The organism is Phytobacter sp. V69, assembly GCF_965644215.1.
Taxonomy (GTDB): Bacteria; Pseudomonadota; Gammaproteobacteria; order Enterobacterales; family Enterobacteriaceae; genus Phytobacter.
Genome location: NZ_CBFFRL010000102.1, coordinates 1 through 17,137, shown reverse-complemented (window position 1 = coordinate 17,137; position 17,137 = coordinate 1). Strand labels below are relative to the sequence as shown.

The window sequence follows — 17,137 nt, the reverse complement described above, 5'->3', positions numbered from 1 at the left end:
GTCATGATAATAGGGCCTTCTGATTAGAAGGCCCTATTATCAATGATTTTTATCCTCGTGACGACACTATCTAGCGTTTTTGACCGCTATTTTCAGGCTTTGTGGCAATTCCAGGAAAATCCTTATCCCTCCCGCTTCGCCAGACTACAGTTAAAGAACCGCTGATAAATGAGAAAAAACCTGATGAATCAAACAGTGAGATGGGCATTGTGCAGTTCGATTTTTTTCTATGGCGTATCGGCCAGTGCGACCGATATTTTCCAGCTGCAATCCCCTGCGTTCGGCGATAACGCGCTGATAGAGAAAAAATTCGCCGGTAACGCGACGACCAATCCCAACTGCACAGGGGAAAATGCCTCACCTGCGCTGGTGTGGAATAACCCACCAGCAAACACGCAAAGTTTCGCGCTGGTCGTTCATGACCCTGAAGGGGCGATGGGTCTGGGCGTCACGCATCTGGTGGCCTACAACATTCTGCCTTCCGGCACCGGGTTTGCTGAAAACGATCTGCGCGACGGCAAAGGTTATACCGGCGGTAAAAATACCCCAGGAACCGTGACGTGGTACGGTCCGTGCCCGCCACCGGACAGCGGCGCGCATCACTACACCTTTACCCTGATTGCCACCAGCCTGGCACCGACGCTCCCCAAAGGGTTAACCCGCGAAGAGCTGTTTGGCAAACTGAAAGGCCATACTCTGGGGGCGGCAGGGTTAATTGGCCGCTTCGGACAGTAGCGTTTTTAATTCCGGCAGACAGGAGCCGCAGTTGGTACCGCAGCGCAGGGCTTTACCCAGCGCCGCGGTACTCCCACACCCGCCAGCAATGGCCGCACGAATCGCATTTTCTCCGACGCTGTAACAGCTGCACACCGTGCGACCCGGCGCGGGGGCACTGGAAAGCGAGCGTCCTGCCAGCAGGCTATGACGCGCCTGCGCCGTTTCGGGTGCGGTGGCAAAAGCCTGCACGATGGCATCATGGGCGATGTCGGGAAGCTGTGCGCCACTCCACCATCCCAGCATCAGTTGCCCGTTATGCCAGGCCAGCAGGTTTACCACCGTACCGGCGCACATCATTTGCATCAGCCATCCTTGCGCCTGACACCGCGCCGTCAGCCACGCCGCCGCATCACCGTTGCCTGCCAGAGTAAAATGGTGAGCGCCCTCTGCTGCCTTACGCGACCAATGGATTTCCGGGGGGATCTCAGGCATCTCGCGGCTGTACAACTCGCCCTGCCAGTCAGGTTGCCAGGCCATGATGCGCACCGCCGTCTGCTTACTTTCCGGCTGTCCGGAATGCGGGTCGCACACAGGAGCCACCAGCGCGTTAACACGGCCCTGGCGGGCAAAAGTACGGTTCCAGTGCATGGGGGTAAACAGTTCTCCCTCACGCTGACCGCGCTGAATTCGCGCCCGAGCCACCATCACCCCACGGGGTGAGCTAATGTGCGCCAGGTCCCCCCCGGCAAGCGCAAAACGGGCCGCATCCGCCGGGGAGATGTCGACCAGCGGCTCGGCAATGTGCTGCATTAACCGGGTAACCGTACCGGTGTGGGTCATGGTGTGCCACTGATCGCGGATGCGTCCGGTGTTAAGCAGCAGCGGATAGAGCGCCGTTGGTTTAGCCAGCGCGCGCGCAGGCGATACAGGCACGGTGCGCAAGCGCCCGGAAGGCCGCCAGCCGCGCTGTAAGGCATCCGGGGTGACGGTCCACTGACGGGGTTCCAGCATATCCCACTGCTCACGGGTTAAGGTGGCAAGTTCGCTGATATCAAAGGCCCGCGTGCCGTTGTTTTCAAAACCGGACAACGCCGCGTGCTCTGAAAATACCTCATGGGCATGCTGCCAGCCAAAAGCGGGACCAAAACCCAGACGCCGTGCGACCTGGGCGATAATCCACCAGTCGGCCTTCGCCTCACCCGGTGGCGGTAAAAATGACCGCTGACGGGAAATACGCCGCTCGGAATTGGTCACCGTGCCGTTTTTCTCGCCCCACGCCAGCGCCGGAAAACGGATATGGGCATAGCGGCTAGTATCGGTTTCCGCTACCACTTCCGAGACAATCACCAGCGGGCATTTTTCCAGCGCGGTACAGACACCATGGCTGTCCGGCAGCGAGACCGCCGGATTGGTGCCCATTATCCACACCGCTTTCACCTCGCCGCGCCCGATGGCTTCAAACAAATCCACCGCCATCAGCCCCGGCGTTTGCGCCAGCCGCTCGGTCCCCCAAAAACGCGCCAGTCTGGCAAGATCCGCCGCCTCAAAATTCATATGCGCCGCCAGCTGGTTTGCCAGACCGCCCACTTCGCGCCCGCCCATGGCATTGGGTTGCCCGGTCAGCGAAAAGGGGCCACAGCCCGGACGGGCGAACTTGCCGCTGGCGAGATGCACATTGATGATGGCATTGCATTTATCGCTACCGCTCGATGACTGGTTAATCCCCATCGTGAACAGCGTCATGGCCCGTGGCGCGGTAATAAACCAGTCATAAAATGTTGTGACAACGTCACGCGATAGTGCACAAAACGCCGCCACCTTCTCTGGCGTCCATTCACGCGCGGCGGCCAGCGCGGCGTCGCCATCATCAAAACCGGAGAGCGAACAGTCAGCCCCGGCAATCATATTCAGCAGGCCGACAAACAGCCCGGCGTCGCTGCCCGGCGCCAGCGGCAAATGAAGATCGGCTATATCGCAGGTGGCGGTTACGCGCGGGTCGATCACCACCACTTTCAGCACCGGATTATCCCGTTTTGCCTGTACGATCCGCTGATAGAGCACCGGGTGCGTCCAGGCGGCATTCGAGCCCACCAGCACCAACAGATCGCTGTTTTCGACGTCCTCATAGCTGCACGGCACCAGATCCGCACCAAAGGCCCGCTGGTAGCCCACCACGGCAGATGACATACACAGCCGTGAATTGGTGTCGATATTTGCCGCGCCGATAAAGCCTTTCATCAGCTTATTGGCAGCATAGTAGTCCTCAGTCAGCAGCTGTCCGGAGGCATAAAACGCCACCGCCTGCGGGCCAAACTCGCTGATGATATCGTTCAGCCGTTCCCCGGCGGCATCCAGCGCCGCCTGCCAGCTGACCGTCTGCTCATCAACCTGCGGGGCAAGCAGCCGTCCTGCCAGCCCGGTGGTTTCCCCCAGCGCGGCCCCTTTAACACACAGGCGACCAAAGTTTGCCGGGTGTGCGCTGTCACCCGCCACGCTCACCCCGCCATCAGTGACGGTGGCGACCACCCCACAGCCCACACCGCAGTACGGGCAGGTGGTGCGGGTACTCATGATGCCTCCGCGCGCATCAGCAGCACCTGGTTGCCGACCCAGACTTTGCCGCCCTCGATTTTCACCGGCCAGGCGCGAACGGCCGGTTCACCGCCTTCCGCAAAGCAGCCATCGCGCAGGCGAATACGCTGTTTGTAGAGCGGCGAAATCACCAGTGGTTCACCGCTCGCATCGCCTAAGATGCCGCGCGACAGGACCTGCGCGTTGCTGCCCGGTTCAAGGTTATCAAGCGCGTAGACAGTATCGTCAAAGCGGAACAGCGCGATTTGCCGCTCGCCCAGTCGCGCGCCGATACCCGCCTGTTCGGGAACGGCGGCGATATCGCAGACAACCTGCCACGGACGCCACGGCAACTGACCTTCTGGCCGTTCCGCTGCCAGTGCGAGCTGCGGCTGCTCACGCACGATCTCGCGGTGTACAGTTTCATCCGGTGCGTCGCTGTTAACAAATGAGCGGAACAGTGCCAGACGGTCGGGATCGTTCAGCGTGGTCTGCCACTCGCACTGATAGCTGTCCACCACCCGCGCCATTTCTTCTTCCAGTTCTGCCGCAATCTCCAGGCTGTCGTTCAGAATGACCTCACGCAGATAGTTGATGCCGCCCTCCAGGTTATCCAGCCAGGTACTGGTGCGCTGCAGACGGTCAGCGGTGCGGATGTAGAACATCAGAAAACGATCCACGGTACGTATCAGCGTGGCTTCGTCCAGGTCGCTGGCAAACAGATCCGCATGGCGCGGTTTCATGCCACCGTTGCCGCACACATAGAGATTCCAGCCCTTCTCGGTGGCTATCACCCCCACATCTTTGCCCTGCGCTTCCGCACACTCGCGGGTACAGCCGGACACCGCCATTTTGATCTTATGTGGTGCCCGCAGCCCCTTGTAGCGATGCTCAAGCGCCACCGCCAGCCCGGTGGAATCCTGCACGCCATAGCGACACCAGGTCGAGCCGACGCAGGATTTCACCGTGCGCAGCGACTTGCCATAGGCGTGCCCGGTTTCAAACCCGGCCTCCACCAGTTCCTGCCAGATAAGCGGAAGCTGCTCCAGACGCGCGCCAAAGAGGTCAATGCGCTGGCCGCCAGTGACTTTACTGTAGAGCTGATAGCGCTTAGCAATCTGCCCGATGGCAATCAGGCCATCCGGCGTGACCTCTCCGCCTGGCATCCGCGGCACAATCGAATAGGTACCGTCTTTCTGGATATTGGCGAAGTAGAGGTCATTGGTATCCTGTAGCGGTAAGTGCGCCGGTTTGAGCAAGTATTCATTCCAGCAGGAGGCCAGAATCGACCCGACCAGCGGCTTGCACACTTCGCAGCCCTGCCCGTGACCGTAACGGCCAATCAACTGCGCGAAAGTGCGGATATGGTTGACGCGCACCAGATGGTGAATTTCCTGACGCGAATACGGGAAGTGCTCGCAGATATCTTTTTTCACCTCCACGCCCTGCGACGCCAGCTGGTGTTCCATCACCTGTTTTACCAGCGCGCTGCAGCCGCCACAGCCGGTTGCCGCTTTGGTACAGCTTTTGATTGCCCCCATATTGGTGGCCCCCGCGCTGACCGCCTGGCAAATATCGCCCTTGCTGACGTTATGGCACGAGCAAATCTGGGCGCTGTCCGGCAAGGCCGCCACGCCGAGTGCTTTGGGCGCATTGCCTGCCAGTGCGGGCAGGATCAGGCTTTCCGGCTGTGCAGGCAGCGCCAGGCCGTTGAGCATGGTTTGCAGTAGCGTCGCATAGTCGCTGGCTTCCCCCACCAGCACGCCGCCCAGCAGCTTTTTGCCGTCCTCACTGACCACGATTTTTTTATAGACCTGCGCGGGGCCATCGGTCCATTGGTAGCTCAGACAGCCCGGCGTGCGCCCATGGGCATCGCCAAATGAGGCCACATCAACGCCGAGCAATTTCAGTTTTGTGCTCATGTCCGCGCCGGTAAACGCCGTCGCTTCGCCGCTGAGGTTCGCAGCCACCACGCGCGCCATCTGGTAACCCGGCGCTACCAGGCCATAGACTTTGCCGTCCCACACCGCACATTCGCCGATGGCGAAGATGTTTTCATCCGAGGTCTGGCACTGTTCATCAATGCTGATACCACCGCGCTCCCCGAGGCGCAGTTCTCCGCTACGGGCGAGCGCATCCTGTGGGCGAATACCGGCGGAGAACACCACCATGTCGGGCGTCAGGCTCTCACCATCGGCAAAATTCAGCGTCAGGGTTTCGCCATTCGCCACAATCTCCTTAGTCGCCTTGCTGGTATGAACCTGCACGCCCAGCGCGGTGATTTTCTTGCGCAGCATCGCGCCGCCCTGCTCATCCAGTTGCACCGCCATTAGCGCCGGGGCGAACTCCACCACGTGAGTTTCCAGCCCCAGTTGTTTGAGCGCGTTAGCCGCTTCCAGGCCTAACAGCCCGCCGCCGATGACCACACCGCGCGTCGCGTTTTTTGCGCGGGCAGCAATCTCATCCAGATCGTCGAGGGTGCGATAGACAAAACAGCCGTCAGCATCGTGCCCCGGCACCGGCGGCATAAACGGGTGTGAACCGGTGGCCAGCACCAGTTTGTCCCAGCGCGTTTCATGCCCCTGCGCATCGCGCACCACCTGCAGAGCGCGGTCGATATCGGTAATGGTCTGGTTAAGGCGCAGCTCAATATCGTGCCGGGCAAAAAAATCCCCTTCGACCATCGAGAGCGACTGTGGGCTGCGTCCGGCAAAATACTCGGACAGGTGCACGCGATCGTAGGCGGCATAGCGTTCCGCGCCGAACACCACAATTTGATAGACCTGATGCAGGTTGCGGCTTACGCACTGTTCAAGAAAATGGTGGCCGACCATACCGTGTCCAACCACAACCAGAGTAGGTTTTGTCATTTTTGGGATCCCGGCAGCCGCTGGCTGCGCTGTAAAGCTGTCAAAAAGCCAGTCCGCCTGCGGCGGTTTCGGCGTATTTATGCGTTCGGTCAGTGCGGCCGCGCTGGCACAATCGCCCAGCAGCAGCACACCGAAAAGTCGGTTTCCCCGCACCAGCAGACGGCGGTAATGGCCGCTGAGGGGATCGAGGGTTGTCCAGATATCGTCGCCATCGCGCGCCTGGACTTCCCCGGCGCTGAACAGGTCGATGCCGGTCACTTTCAGGCGCAGGCCGCCCTCCTGCCAGTCAAAATCAGCTTCAGGCGTGCCGAGCAGACGCGCCGCCAGAATGTCTGCCTGTCGCAGGCAAGGGGCCACCAGCCCCCAGGTCTGCCCGGCGATTTCACAGCACTCGCCAATGGCGCTTACCCCGTCGACCACGCTGCGCAACTGCCCATCCACCACGATGCCGCGCGCGCAGGGAATGTCGCTCGCCTGGGCAAGCGCTATCGCCGGGCGCACGCCAGTGGTCATCACCACGCGCCCGGCCGCCATCACGCGTCCGTTGGTCAGGGTGACGCTATCGGTGCTAATGCTGCTGATACCGGCAGAGAGCGCGCAGTCAATGCCACGCTGATGCAGATGCTCCGCCAGCAGCGCCCCGGCCTGGGCATCAAGCTGTTGTTCCATCAGCCATTCACCCCGGTTAACCAACGTGACATTGTCACCGTGGCGACGCAGCGCGGCGGCGGCTTCCACCCCCAGCACTCCGCCGCCGAGCACCACCACCGGCCCGCTGCCTGCCAGAATGGCGTGCACATCGCTGATGCGACGAAAGCCGTGGACGTGCGGCAGGTCGTGTCCCGGCACCGGCGGAATAAAGGGTGTTGACCCGGTGGCAAAAACCAGCTCATCCCAGGCCAACTCGCGCCGGGTGGTGATGACCCGGCGAGCTTGAACATCAACCTGGGTCACCGTTTCCCCGCTCAGCACCGTGATGCCGCGCGCCTGATACCACTGGGCGTCGTGCAGGACAGTGTCGCTGAACCTTTTCTCTGCCCCCAGTACCGGTGATAACTGAATGCGGTTATAGGCATGGCCCGGCTCGTCGCCAATCACTGTGATGGCATAGCGGCACGCGTCGGATTCGCTGAGTTTTTCGACAAGGCGGGTTGCCGCCATGCCGTTGCCAATGATTAATAGTCGCAGGGTCATTTCGCTCACCTCAGGCCGCTTTCGGCTGCTTCTCGTAGAGGAAATGGAGGACTTGCTGGCGCAGGTGGTGATAACGGCTGTCGTCCGCCAGCTGTACCCGGTTACGCGGGCGCGGCAGATTGACGTCAAGGATCTCACCGACGGTCGCCGCCGGGCCGTTGGTCATCATCAGCACCCGGTCAGAGAGCAATACCGCCTCGTCCACATCGTGGGTGATCAGCACGATGGTAGTGTTCAGCGACTGCTGAATCTGCATGACCGCATCCTGCAGGTGGGCGCGGGTTAAGGCGTCCAGCGCGCCGAAAGGTTCATCCATCAGCAGCACTTTGGGTTTCATCGCCAGCGCGCGGGCAATGCCGACACGCTGTTTCATCCCGCCGGAGATCTCCCCCGGACGTTTGTGCAGCGCATGGCCCATCTGAACCCGATCCAGATTGTGCTCAATCCACTCGCGGCGCTCCGCTTTGCTCATGGTGCGACGGAATACCTGATCGACCGCCAGGGCGACGTTGTCAAAGCAGGTCAGCCACGGCAGCAGCGAGTGGTTCTGAAACACCACCGCGCGCTCCGGCCCTGGCCCGGCAATTTCCCGGTTATCGCACAGCAGTCCACCTTCGCTGGGCAGCGTGATGCCCGCAATCAGGTTGAGCAAGGTGGATTTTCCGCAGCCAGAGTGACCAATCAGGCTGACCGTTTCCCCTTCATGAATATCGAAAGAGACATTTTGCAGCGCCACAAACTCGCCGCCCGCGGTGGAAAAACGCTGGCTCACCGCCTGCACCTGAATAATCGGTTTTGTGCTCATCTTATTTCTCCTGCCAGCTAAAGCGACGCGCCACCAGCATCAGCCCCTGCTCGAGCAGCAGGCCGACAACACCGATAATGACGATGGCGATCAAAATGTTTTCCACGTTGAGGTTGTTCCATTCGTTCCAGATCCAGAACCCGATTCCCAACCCACCGGTCAGCATTTCCGCTGCCACAATCACCAACCAGGCAATGCCGATCGACAGACGAACGCCGGTGAGCACGGCAGGCAGTACCGCCGGGAATAAAATGCGGCGCATCACCGTCCACTCGGACAGTTGCAGAACGCGGGCCACGTTGAGGTAATCCTGCGGAATGCGGCGTACCCCTTCGGCGGTATTAATCACCATTGGCCAGATAGATCAGATGAAAATGGTCCAGCTTGATGCCGGTTCCGCTTTCTGGAACAGCAGCAGACCAATCGGCAGCCAGGCCAGTGGGCTGACCGGGCGCAGCAGCGCAATCAGCGGGTTGAACATCCGCGCCAGAAAGGTGAAGCGACCAATCAGAAAACCGAGCGGGATCCCCACCAGCGCGGCCAGGCCAAAGCCGATGGCAACGCGCTGCAGTGATGCCAGCACATTCCAGCCGATCCCCATGTCATTGGGCCCATCCTGATAGAACGGGTCGGCGAACAGGGTCATGGCCGAATCCAGCGTACTGAGCGGCGTGGGAAAACCTTTGCTGTTGATTGCCGCCAGTTCCCAGACGATGAGCAGCAGCCCAAGCCCGAGCACCGCGGGAACAATGCGTTCGGCTACCGCGCGTGTCTTGCGCGCCCAGGCCGGTTTACTGGTGCGTACCTTCACCGGTGGCAGCGTAATGATTTCGCCCGAGGTGGTTGGTGGCGTAACGCGCTGTGTATTGTGTTGGTGTTTCATATCAGACCCCTGTTCGTTGAATGGCGAAACGTCTGGCGTACTGCTCCGGGTCGGTACCGTCCCAGTGAGAGCCATCCATCAGCGTGCTGGTTCGCATATTTTGTGCAGGCGGCGTAATGCCCCCAATCGCCGTGGCGGCGTCTTTCCAGATATCGGTGCGGTTAATGCGACGGGCGACGGCGGCATAATCCGGCGCGCTTTTCAGCAGCCCCCAGCGGCGGAACTGGGTTAAAAACCACATGCCGTCGGAGTGCCACGGATAGCTCACCTGCCCGTCATTAAAGAAGCGGATGGCGTGCGCGTCCTGCCAGCGCTGACCCGCGCCGTTGTCGTATTCACCGAGCATGCGCCCGGTCAGATACTGCTCTTTGGTGTTAAGCCACGCGCGGCGCGAAAGAATACGGGCGGTTTCGCGGCGGTTGTCATCAGAGGCGTCAATCCAGCGGGCCGCTTCCATCACCGCACACACCAGCGCACGAGCGGTATGCGGGTTTTGTTCGACCCATGCGCTGCGGGTGCCAAGGATTTTTTCCGGATGATCCGGCCAGACGGACTGGCTGGTTGCAGCGGTAAAGCCGATGCGGTCATTAATGGCGCGGGCGTTCCACGGCTCACCCACGCAGAAACCGACCATATTGCCGATCCGCATATTCATCACCATCTGCGGCGGTGGGACGACCACCGTGCGAATATCGGTGAAGGGGTTGATGCCCGCGCTCGCCAGCCAGTAATAGAGCCACATGGCGTGCGTGCCGGTCGGGAAGGTATGCGCAAAGGTGTAGGTGCCAGGCGCGCTCTGCCCAAGCAGTTTTTTCAGGCTTTCGCCGTCGATGACGCCTTTATCCAGCAGGTCGGTGGAAAGGGTAATGCCCTGACCGTTTTGGTTGAGGGTCATCAGGTTGGCCATCGACTGGGTTTTCCCGGCGATCCCGAGCTCCAGACCGTACAGCAAGCCATAAAGCACATGCGCGGCGTCCAGTTCGCCGGAAACCAGTTTGTCGCGCACGGCCGCCCAACTGGCCTCTTTGGTGGGCACGAGGGTTATGCCGTACTTTTTATCGAATCCTTTCAGAGCGGCAACAACCACTGGTGCGCAGTCGGTCAGTGGAATAAATCCGACGCGAACGGTGGTCAATTCCGGTTTATCGGAACCCGCCGCCCACGCGGCCTGCATCAGGCCGGGCATCAGCATCGCACCGCCCAGAGCGGCCCACGCCTGTAGAAAACGCCTGCGCGTTAATGAAACCGATGAATCACCCATATCCACTCCCGAAGCAAAAAAAAAGCGCCCGTCGATGCTTATGCACCAAAGGACGCCTTTATCCGTATGGCCAGTGAACCGCCGTTGGTTCCCCGCCACTATTGTTTGTTACTCAGGACGATAACAATGCAACCGCTATGCCAGGTCGCAAGTCGCTGTTTTTACCCCTTTTCGCCTGCTATTACCGTTTTTTCGCACTGCGCATGTGCAGCAAATGCCCATTGAATGTGCAACTACTCCTTAGGGGTTAGCGACCATAATGCCCGCACGGTCAGCAGCGCGCGGGCGATTTCGACCATACGCTGGTTCTTGTCCATCGCCATTTTGCGCAGACACTGCCAGGCCTGCTCTTCGCTCATGTTCTGGTGCTTCATCAGGACGCTTTTCGCTTTGTCGATGAGCGAGCGTTCCTCAAGGGAATCCTGTAATGACGCCAGCTGTGCGCTGAGCTGTTCCAGTTCACGCGCCTGCTGGCGCACCAGCGGCAACAGCTGTTTATCGAGCTTCACCGAAAGCGTGTCGCTCGCGGTGTCATCGATCCAGGCATTGAGGTTAACGTCGCTTTCGTCCTCTTTGAGCAAAGCCACCGTTTCGTGCATTAGCTCATTAATCAGCAACTCTTCCAGCGCACGCAGATGTTCCAGCCGCTGGGTTTGCAGCGCGAACCATCGTAGCGCCCCTTCTCCGCCATCTGCGGGCGGCACGCGGGTGCAGGCCTGGCGGCGAAGCTGTTCGACCTCCAGTCCGGCGGTACATTCGCGGGCGAATATCTCGCTGATACCTGGCGAAGCAAGCGACAAAAACGCCTCAAAACAGGTTTGCTGACCGTCGATGCGGTCTACCAGCGACTGGCGCAATGCATCGCTAAACGCCGCCTGGGTAAAACCGATCGCCCCCAGCGCGCGCTCTTGTCCAGCCAGCTCTTTTCCCTGCATAAAGCTGTAGAGCGCGACCAGATGTTTAACGATTCTGGGGTCATCGACGCTGTCGTTAAGCTGCGGGATAATGCTCAGCAGATGGCTAATGGTGCGGTTGAACTGCGCCATCGCCTGCTCCGCCGTAATACGCTGCGCTTTTATTTGTTCTCGTAACTGCGGAAGTTGTTCCAGACACCCAACGGCCGCCGCAATACGGTGGCATAATGCGCTACTGGCAAGCGGCCTGAGCGTGGCGAGCAACGGTAAAAACGGGGTGATGTTCTCATCGGCAAGGGCGCTGCTGGCGCGGCATTCCAGCGCATAGAGCTGCCCTTTTGAACACAGCCAGATATTCGACGCCCCGCGTTCACACTGCAGCATATGGGTCAGGTAGCTGATTTTCCCCGCCAGTACGCCAAGCTGTGCGAGCTGGCGAAGCTGCTGTTTCTGGATCTGACGCGCGTGGCGAAACCAGTCGGTGGCGTCAGGTATCGCATCAGTACAATTATTCATGCTTACTCTCCGTGGCTATCTGCTGGGAAGAGATAAGCAATAACCATGCCCCCTCGAAGGAGTGAAGATGCAAAAGATTGTGATTGTCGCCAACGGTGCGGCCTACGGTAGTGAATCCTTATTTAACAGTCTGCGTCTGGCGATTGCGCTGCGTGAGCAGGAAGGCGACCTCGACTTACGCCTGTTTTTGATGTCTGACGCGGTAACCGCCGGGCTGCGCGGGCAAAAACCCGCCGAAGGCTACAACATTCAGCAGATGCTGGAGATCCTCACTGCGCAAGGCGTGCCGGTGAAATTATGTAAAACCTGCACTGACGGGCGCGGTATCACAACGCTGCCGTTAGTGGATGGCGTGGCGATTGGCACTTTGGTCGAACTGGCCCAATGGACGCTGGCGGCAGACAAAGAGTTGACCTTCTAATCATCATTCTTTAATATTTTTTTCTTATGGATGCCGCTATAGCATCAAGTTTGCCTGCTGTGCTGCCGATAGGCTTTACAGACAACACAGCAGGTACTTCAAAATATGTTCAGGTCAATTCGCGCTCGTATTATTGCGGCGACGGCGGGCTGTCTCGCCATTGCGCTGCTTCTTAACACCGTTATTAACTACCAGGTAACCAGCCAGCATAATCAGGACTCTCAGCAAGATACCCTCATCAGCACCAGCAGTAGCCATAGCCTTGCCATCAGCGACTGGGTCAGCAGTAAAATGACCGCCATCTCCTCCCTCCAGAACGTTGCCTTAACAGACGATCCCGTTCCGGTCTTTACCCAGATTGCGCAGGCTGGCGGCTTCATTAACGTCTATGTGGGTTACGCCAGCAAAACGGCCAAATTCTCCAACCCGGATGGCGTACCGGCGGATTACGATCCGACCATCCGCCCGTGGTATCAGCAGGTGGTTAAAACCGATGCGCCTATCGTTACCGCCCCATATGTTGACGCGGGCAGTGGCAAGCTGGTGGTGACCTTCGCCGTACCGGTTAAAGAAAACGGCACGCTCAAAGCAGTGGTGGCAGGCGACGTGTCGATGGACAGCGTGGTAGCCAACGTCCGCGGTATTAGCCCGACGCCGAACAGCAGCGGGCTGTTGCTCGACAGCGCGGGCACGGTGATTGCCGCCAACGACGCTAAATTGACGCTTAAGCCGTTTAGCGAAGCCATTGGCGATGTGCAATTTGCCGAGCTGCAAGCGGGTAAACCAGTCTCCGGCGTTTTTGCCGGTGAACATAAAGCGTTTCTTGCCACTAAAGTAAGCGGCACGAACTGGCTTCTGGTGGTTGCGCTGGACAGCGCAGATTCCACCGCGGGCCTGCGCGCGCAGTTAAAGGCGTCGGCCATTTCGCTGATTGTGCTGGTTGTACTGGCAGGGGCCATCATGCACTGGATTGTCGCCACCATGCTCAAACGGCTGATCGTCATTCGTGATGCGATGAATGCCATCAGCAGCGGCACCGATGATCTGTCCCAGCGCTTGCCGGAACAGGGCAACGATGAAGTGGCGCAAATCGCCCACGCGTTTAACGCCTTTAGCGACAAACTGTCCGTGGTGATGGTGAAGCTGCGCGATTCCAGCAACTCCGTACAGCAGGCCGCGCAAGAGATCGCGGCGGGCAATCAGGACTTGTCCGAACGTACTGAGCAGGCCGCCTCCAGCCTGCGCGAAACCGCCAGCGCCGTTGAGCAGATCACCGCTTCCGTCGCCCAGTCGACCGATTCTGCCGCCCAGGCCAACGATCAGGCTCACGTGGCTTCTGAGGCCGCGTCACGCGGCGGCAAAGTGGTTTCGCAGGCCATCTCAACCATGCAGTCTATTGAAGTGGCGTCTGCCAAAATTGGTGACATTACCAGTGTGATTGACGGTATCGCTTTCCAGACCAATATTCTGGCGCTCAACGCCTCGGTCGAAGCGGCACGTGCCGGCGAACAGGGTCGCGGTTTTGCGGTTGTGGCCGGTGAGGTGCGTAACCTTGCCAGTCGCAGCGCGCAGGCGGCGAAGGAGATCAAATCGCTGATTGATTCGACGACGGACAGCGTGGCAACGGGCTCCCGCTACGTGCGTCTCGCCGGGGATAGCATGGGGGATATCGTCTCCAGCATCGACAGCGTGTCGGTCATCATGCGTGAAATCACCGTGGCGACCAACGAGCAGATGAAAGGCATTCAGGAAATCAATCACGCGGTCATCGATCTTGACCGTATGGTGCAGCAGAACGCCGAGCTGGTGATCCAATCGGCCGCCGCCGCAGGTGCGCTACAGGCGCAAGCGGGCGAGCTCGCTGAAACCGCAGGCCATTTCCGCATTTAATCTTCTGTCGGCGCGTTTTTCCCGGAATTTAACGCGCCGACACATTTCCCCGCCGAATATTGTCATTATTGTTTAATCGTTACGCCATTTTTTGATCAAAGTCAGCATCTGAGACCCTCCCGTTTGGTGTTATGCAATGAGTGAATTGTGAACAGCATCACGCACGGGATTATCCCGCAGGGAGTGCGTTGTCGATAAATACGGGGTTTAAAACAATGGCGTTGGTAAAAACAAGCTTGAAGTTATTTGGTGGGGATACGGTCGTAGTACGTTGTTCTGAGAATTGTCATATTCATCTGATGAGCGAAAAAGGTCAGGCTGCCGCTCAGACTGATGTTTTAAGCGTCCAGGATCGCGCCAGCGCATATCTGGCGGTTCCTTACAGCGGCATCTGGAATGTGCTGATCGACAGCCACAGCCAGTCGCTGGAACATTCCATCAGCTACGTTCCAGCGTAAGTCAGTACGATATCAGGCAAAACCAGGTTGCATCTCCGGACCTGGTTTTTCTCCTCCCAGCAGCACACGCACCCTTCCCACCAGCTCATTCAGGCAGTCGTCCTGCATACCCAGTTTAATAAGCTCTTGTTCCAGCGAGAACAGGTATTGCGCGTTGGTACCGAGCGGGCCGCTGGCCGAGGCGATAAGCGGTGCAATCGTCTGCGCGCGGGTATCAGATTCATACAGCGGGTGGCGAGGGTCCATAATAAATACCAGCGCGTTAACCGTCCGCCCGTCATCCAGTTCCAGCTTGCGCCAGCTCGGCAGATAGCAGCCGGTAATCATCTCGCGCTTCCACAGCAGCGAGAGTTCCTCTTGCAGCGCGGGCTCCGACAGACGATATGCCACGCCGGTGGTGCGCCCGCCCTCTTTTAGTGCAAGCATACGTCCAGGCTGACAGGCGCTGCCACGACCCGCCGTCAGACGTAAACAAAATGCACGGTGCCAGCCGGGAAGCGTACCGGTGCAGGATTCGTCATAATCCAGCGCCGGGTTCCACATCAGTGAACCGTAACCAAAAATCCATACTGGGCCGTCATCCGGGCGGCAAGCCAGTGTCGCTGCAAGCGATGCAGCTCGTTGTTCCGCCGACCATAACAGCGATTCCTCAATGTCTCCAAACGCCGTTTTACAATCTGCCTTCATTAAGAAATCACGCGTTAACATCTTTATCTACCTCCGCCACTGCCTGCTTCCATGCAACGACAATACTGCTGCCTTCCTGGCGCTTTATAATGACGATATGCAATTCACAGGCCGTTTTCAAGTGAACTCTGGCTGGCATTGATCAGGCGGAGAATCATTATTCCGTTGATTAAAAGAGTGCTGCTAAATATTTCATGGCCTTATCTCTTTTTATGCCATTTATCGTCATCGCCTTTTTCATAATCATTTTTTACTGCCGCCCAGGCCACGCGGTGCGCGGTTTCTTCCCGGCTGGCATTATCACGGCGATCGTCTTTGTCTTTATATTGTTCCCAGGCACTGTTAAAGGCCTCTTTATAAATTTCCTGCGCGTGGGCAGGTAAAACATGTTGCACGCTGTCAGGTAAGACTGATTTCGTTTTATAGGGCATTGGTTATACCTCCTAAAGGCAAAACCTAAGCCTGGTTGATTCTGTCTTTGTTTGCCAACAGAGAGACCACCGGGAGTTTTTTAAACCTAATAAAATCACACCTCGTTGTTAATTAAATAAATTTGCAACAAGACTGTGATAAATACTCATCTGACATAAGAAAGTACTCATGACGTAAAAAAGCGTAAAAAATCGATAATGATAGGTGAATGTTTGTTACTTTATGCGCCCTGAATTTCTTTCTATAATTACAAACACCTGCTGGATGGAGATCAACAATGACAACAACGCACGAGGCGGTTAAAACCCGCCACAAGGAGACGTCTCTCATTTTTCCGGTTCTGGCACTGGCAGTATTGCTTTATTGGGGAAACAGTCAGTCACTGCCAGTGATAATCGGAATGAATATTCTGGCGTTGGTGGGGATTCTTGCCAGCGCATTTAGCGTAGTACGCCATGCCGATGTTCTGGCTCACCGTTTAGGTGAACCCTACGGCTCATTAATTTTAAGTCTTTCCGTCGTCATTCTTGAGGTGAGCCTGATTTCCGCGTTAATGGCGACCGGTGACGCTGCACCGACGCTGATGCGCGATACGCTGTATTCGATCATTATGATTGTGACCGGCGGGCTGGTTGGCTTTTCGTTATTGCTGGGCGGGCGTAAATTTGCCACGCAATATATGAACCTGTTCGGCATCAAGCAATATATGATTGCCCTCTTCCCACTGGCCGTTATTGTGCTGGTGTTTCCGGTGGCCTTAGAAGGTGGCAATTTCACCATCGGGCAGTCATTACTGGTCGCGCTGATTTCTGCGGCGATGTACGGCGTCTTCCTGCTGATTCAAACCAAAACGCACCAGAATCTGTTTGTTTATGAGCATGAAGATGACAGCGACGACGATGACCCGCACCACGGTAAACCGTCGGCGCACGGCAGCGGCTGGCACACGGTGTGGCTGCTGGTCCATCTGGTTGCCGTTATTGCCGTCACCAAGATGAACGCGAACCCGCTGGAAAACCTGCTGACTGAAATGAACGCACCGGGCGCCTTTAGCGGCTTCCTGGTCGCCCTGTTAATTCTGTCGCCGGAAGGTCTGGGCGCCCTGAAAGCGGTGTTGAATAATCAGGTGCAGCGCGCGATGAACCTGTTCTTCGGCTCCGTGCTGGCAACCATCTCGCTGACGGTGCCGGTCGTAACGCTGATTGCCTGGCTGACGGGGAATGAGCTGATGTTTGGTCTGGGTAAACCGGAACTGGTGGTGATGCTGGCATCGCTGATGCTGTGCCATATTTCGTTCTCAACGGGACGCACCAATGTGCTTAACGGTGCTGCGCATCTGGCGCTGTTTGCGGCCTATCTGATGACGATTTTTGCCTGATATAAACAGGCTACAGACTTCTCGCGTGCCTTGTGCGAATATCAAAAAACCCGCCGAAGCGGGTTTTTTTGTGCACAGAAAACCCCCAGCTAGGCTGGGGGTTCCGGAAAGCTTTCAGCTTTAAGTCAGTTATCAAAACC

General features: G+C 58.0%; 12 protein-coding genes and 1 pseudogene. 5 read left to right on the top strand and 8 right to left on the bottom strand.

What is annotated here, in order from left to right; all coding sequences use genetic code 11:
- The first annotated feature begins 183 nt into the window (after positions 1 to 183).
- Positions 184 to 735: a YbhB/YbcL family Raf kinase inhibitor-like protein gene (locus tag ACSZPU_RS15125; RefSeq protein WP_499000272.1), complete on the top strand. Its 552-nt coding sequence runs from the start codon at positions 184 to 186 to the stop codon at positions 733 to 735.
- On the opposite strand, the gene ACSZPU_RS15120 is transcribed toward ACSZPU_RS15125, so the two are convergent.
- The 6 genes and pseudogenes from ACSZPU_RS15120 to nasR all read right to left on the bottom strand — a co-directional run bounded on the left by ACSZPU_RS15120 (position 712) and on the right by nasR (position 11,731).
- Entirely contained in the window at positions 712 to 3,291 is a 2,580-nt protein-coding gene (locus tag ACSZPU_RS15120; RefSeq protein WP_499000278.1) for a nitrate reductase, read from the bottom strand. The two genes, ACSZPU_RS15125 and ACSZPU_RS15120, sit on opposite strands and share 24 nt — an antisense overlap.
- A complete protein-coding gene (gene nirB, locus ACSZPU_RS15115; RefSeq protein WP_499000270.1) occupies positions 3,285 to 7,352 on the bottom strand; it encodes a nitrite reductase large subunit NirB in 4,068 nt (1,355 codons plus the stop codon). The genes ACSZPU_RS15120 and nirB overlap by 7 nt, the downstream gene beginning before the upstream one ends.
- 10 nt (positions 7,353 to 7,362) lie before the next feature.
- On the bottom strand, positions 7,363 to 8,157 hold the full coding sequence (locus tag ACSZPU_RS15110) for an ABC transporter ATP-binding protein (RefSeq protein ID WP_499000268.1): 795 nt from the start codon (positions 8,155 to 8,157) through the stop codon (positions 7,363 to 7,365).
- A gap of 1 nt (position 8,158) precedes the next feature.
- Positions 8,159 to 9,040: pseudogene (gene ntrB / locus ACSZPU_RS15105) on the bottom strand (nitrate ABC transporter permease).
- 1 nt (position 9,041) lies between these two features.
- Positions 9,042 to 10,301 carry a CmpA/NrtA family ABC transporter substrate-binding protein gene (locus ACSZPU_RS15100; RefSeq protein WP_499000265.1) on the bottom strand — a complete coding sequence of 420 codons (1,260 nt, stop codon included), beginning with the start codon at positions 10,299 to 10,301 and terminating at the stop codon, positions 9,042 to 9,044.
- A 233-nt stretch (positions 10,302 to 10,534) separates the two neighbouring features.
- A complete protein-coding gene (gene nasR / locus ACSZPU_RS15095; RefSeq protein WP_499000262.1) occupies positions 10,535 to 11,731 on the bottom strand; it encodes a nitrate regulatory protein NasR in 1,197 nt (398 codons plus the stop codon).
- Between the two features lie 67 nt (positions 11,732 to 11,798).
- Here nasR and ACSZPU_RS15090 point away from each other — a divergent pair, with 67 nt between their 5' ends.
- The 3 genes from ACSZPU_RS15090 to ACSZPU_RS15080 all read left to right on the top strand — a co-directional run bounded on the left by ACSZPU_RS15090 (position 11,799) and on the right by ACSZPU_RS15080 (position 14,500).
- Positions 11,799 to 12,152, top strand: coding sequence for a DsrE/DsrF/TusD sulfur relay family protein (locus tag ACSZPU_RS15090; protein ID WP_499000259.1), 354 nt, complete (start codon positions 11,799 to 11,801; stop codon positions 12,150 to 12,152).
- 105 nt (positions 12,153 to 12,257) lie between these two features.
- Positions 12,258 to 14,042 carry a methyl-accepting chemotaxis protein gene (locus ACSZPU_RS15085; protein WP_499000256.1) on the top strand — a complete coding sequence of 595 codons (1,785 nt, stop codon included), beginning with the start codon at positions 12,258 to 12,260 and terminating at the stop codon, positions 14,040 to 14,042.
- Between the two features lie 215 nt (positions 14,043 to 14,257).
- Positions 14,258 to 14,500, top strand: a complete 243-nt coding sequence (locus tag ACSZPU_RS15080) for a hypothetical protein (RefSeq protein WP_499000275.1) — start codon at positions 14,258 to 14,260, stop codon at positions 14,498 to 14,500.
- Positions 14,501 to 14,512: 12 nt separating this feature from the next.
- Here ACSZPU_RS15080 and ACSZPU_RS15075 read toward each other — a convergent pair whose 3' ends face one another.
- Positions 14,513 to 15,208 carry a gamma-glutamylcyclotransferase gene (locus ACSZPU_RS15075; protein ID WP_499000254.1) on the bottom strand — a complete coding sequence of 232 codons (696 nt, stop codon included), beginning with the start codon at positions 15,206 to 15,208 and terminating at the stop codon, positions 14,513 to 14,515.
- A gap of 179 nt (positions 15,209 to 15,387) precedes the next feature.
- Positions 15,388 to 15,618 (bottom strand): putative cation transport regulator ChaB, encoded by a 231-nt coding sequence (gene chaB, locus ACSZPU_RS15070; protein WP_499000251.1) that lies wholly within the window; start codon positions 15,616 to 15,618, stop codon positions 15,388 to 15,390.
- 278 nt (positions 15,619 to 15,896) lie between these two features.
- Between chaB and chaA the strand changes: the two genes are divergently transcribed.
- Positions 15,897 to 16,997 carry a sodium-potassium/proton antiporter ChaA gene (gene chaA / locus ACSZPU_RS15065; protein WP_499000248.1) on the top strand — a complete coding sequence of 367 codons (1,101 nt, stop codon included), beginning with the start codon at positions 15,897 to 15,899 and terminating at the stop codon, positions 16,995 to 16,997.
- Positions 16,998 to 17,137 lie beyond the last annotated feature (140 nt).